The organism is Nocardia sp. NPDC004260 (assembly GCF_053603155.1).
This window is the reverse complement of the sequence record NZ_JBSGEZ010000230.1, coordinates 1-2,288: the sequence shown is the minus strand read 5'-3', so window position 1 is coordinate 2,288 and position 2,288 is coordinate 1. Positions and strand designations below refer to the sequence as shown.

Sequence of the window (2,288 nt, the reverse complement as noted above, 5' to 3'; positions counted from 1 at the left end):
CAGCGCAGTCGACAGCTCCAGCTTCCCCGCCGCGCGTAGTTCGGTGAGTACCAGTTCGTGCAACTGCTGCCACACTCCGGCCTCGTGCCATTCGGGACCGAGCTGGGGTGGCGGCCGGAACGGCAGTTCGAACCGGAGATCGCCGCGACCGTCCGCTGGTACCGCGACAACCGCGAGTGGTGGGAACGCATCCTCGCCGACAAGGGCGAACTCGGGTTCGACTGGAGTCAGGTGGGTTCGGCTCGATAACGGGGCTGTGTCCCGCGCGCACCCGATCACGCCTGCCGGATGATCAGCTGGTCCGACTGAACACTGATCAGCCGCGCAGGCTCGTGGGCCGCGTGCGCTACCGAGTACTGGTGAACACGGTGTAGCCCTTCGCGTCGCGCCACGGCCCGCCGTTGTTGGTGGCGAACCACGACCGCACCTCGTCGTCGACTCGGGCAAGGATCACATCGTGGTGCGGGTCCTGAGACGGTACCGCGCAGGAGAACCGCATGACGACCTGCGCGTACCGCATCAGCGACTCCACGCTGGGGAACAGCAGGGCGTTGTCGCGCCGGTGGACGGTGACGTTGCCGAAAGTGGCCCGCATCAGTGGCACGACGCTGGCCGCGGTGACCGAGTCCGGCTGTGCGGGCATCGCGGCCCATACCGCTGACGCCAGCTGTGGGGTGAATCCGAACGACGCCGCGTGAGCGGCGACGAGCGCGTGGATGCGGGGCGCGGTCTGGGTGTGGTTGATGCTCACGCAGACCCGCCCACCGGGGCGGGTTACCCTCCGCAGTTCGCGCAGCGCGTGGGCTGGGTCCGGTAGGTAGTACAGGACATGCTTGGCGGCGGTCCGGTCGAACACCGAATCACCGAACGGCAGGTCCTCCGCGCTGGCTCGGTATGCGTGTAGCCCGCGGGTGCGATTGGTGGCTTCGACCGCTTCGGGCCGGATGTCGATGCCCACCAGGTGTCCTCGATGACCGCTGTGGAGTATGTGACGCAGGAATTCGCCTGTGCCGCAGCCGACGTCGAGGATCCGCTCGGCTCCGGTGAGCGCGAACGCGGCGGCGACATCGGTGTCCAGGTCGGAGGGGTGTTGTGAGTAGCATTTGTGGATGGTGATCTGGTCGGCCAGCAGCGCGAGCGAGTCGTCCATCCGTTCAGTGCCCGTCCTTGGTGATGATGTGGGAGCCCATCACCAGGGCATCTGCCGGGCTGGAACCGAAGAACGCCAGGGCGTGGGCTGGGTCAGCGACGATCGGCTCCCATCCGCTGTTCAGGCTGGTGTTCAGCACCGCGGGTACTCCGGTGAGCTGATGGAAATGTTCGATGAGCCGCCGGTACGCGCCGGGGCTTGGCGGCACGCTCTGGGGTCGGCTGGTGCCGTCGACGTGCGTGGCTGCCACGATTGAGTCGCCGTTGGCGGTGGGAAGCGTGAACGACATGAACGGAGCGCGAATATCATTGCGGCCGAACAGTTCCGGAAGGTGTTCGGCGAGCACCGAGGGCCCGAAGGGCCGGAACTCCTCGCGTCGCTTGATGCGGTTGACTCGTTCCCGCATCGCCGCCGAGGATGGGTCGGCCAGCAGCGAGCGGGCGCCCAGTGCGCGGGGCCCGAATTCCATGCGGCCACAGAACCAGGCGACGATCTGTCCTGCAGCCAGCAGTTGTGCCGCGCTGGCGGCCGGGTCCTCGGTCACCCGATACGTGATGCCGCACTCGCGCAGCACCGTTTCGATCGCGTTATCGCTGTAGGCCGGGCCGAGGCGCGTGTCCTCCAACCGGGACGTGCGGTAGCCGTGGGCGGCGGCGACCACCAGCGCCGCACCGAGGGCGGATCCGGCGTCCCCGCAGGCGGGAGCGGCGTACACATCGACGAACCCGCCGTGGGTGGCGAGTTTGCCGACGGCGACGGAGTTTTCCATGACCCCGCCGGCGACGCACAGATGCGTGTCGCCGGGCTGGCGGTGTCGCTCGACCAGCTCCGGCACCGCGGTTTCGATCGTGGCTTGGGCGGTGGCGGCGACGTTGGCGTGCTCGCGGTGCAGCGCGCCACCGGGCAGTCGACGGGGCGGGAAACCGGGCAGGGTGTCCTCGGCGATCATCGGCAGCTGATCGGTGTGAAACAGCGGATGCCGGTGGAACACCTCCCGGTGCAGCAGACTGGTGTTCAGGTGCGGGCGCCCAGCATCGATCGACCCCAACCACTTCCCGCCACGACAGCCGCACCGCCCCCGACCAGCGCCGACGCCACCTGGATCCTGACCCTGCTCGACACCGACCCCACCCGCTTG

The 2,288-nt window shown here is 68.4% G+C and carries 3 protein-coding genes; 1 reads left to right on the top strand and 2 read right to left on the bottom strand.

Annotated elements, in window-relative coordinates; translation table 11 throughout:
• Nucleotides 1-84: 84 nt before the first annotated feature.
• The gene (locus ACWEO7_RS39220; protein ID WP_452430879.1) at nt 85-249 is read left to right on the top strand and encodes a hypothetical protein; all 165 of its coding nucleotides are present in this window, start codon (nt 85-87) and stop codon (nt 247-249) included.
• 97 nt (nt 250-346) lie between these two features.
• Here ACWEO7_RS39220 and ACWEO7_RS39215 read toward each other — a convergent pair whose 3' ends face one another.
• Together ACWEO7_RS39215 and ACWEO7_RS39210 are read right to left on the bottom strand one after the other, a co-directional pair.
• Complete coding sequence (locus ACWEO7_RS39215; RefSeq protein WP_452430877.1) at nt 347-1,150, bottom strand: class I SAM-dependent methyltransferase; 804 nt, start codon at nt 1,148-1,150, stop codon at nt 347-349.
• A gap of 4 nt (nt 1,151-1,154) precedes the next feature.
• On the bottom strand, nt 1,155-2,099 hold the full coding sequence (locus tag ACWEO7_RS39210) for a carbamoyltransferase C-terminal domain-containing protein (RefSeq protein WP_452430875.1): 945 nt from the start codon (nt 2,097-2,099) through the stop codon (nt 1,155-1,157).
• Nucleotides 2,100-2,288: the final 189 nt, after the last annotated feature.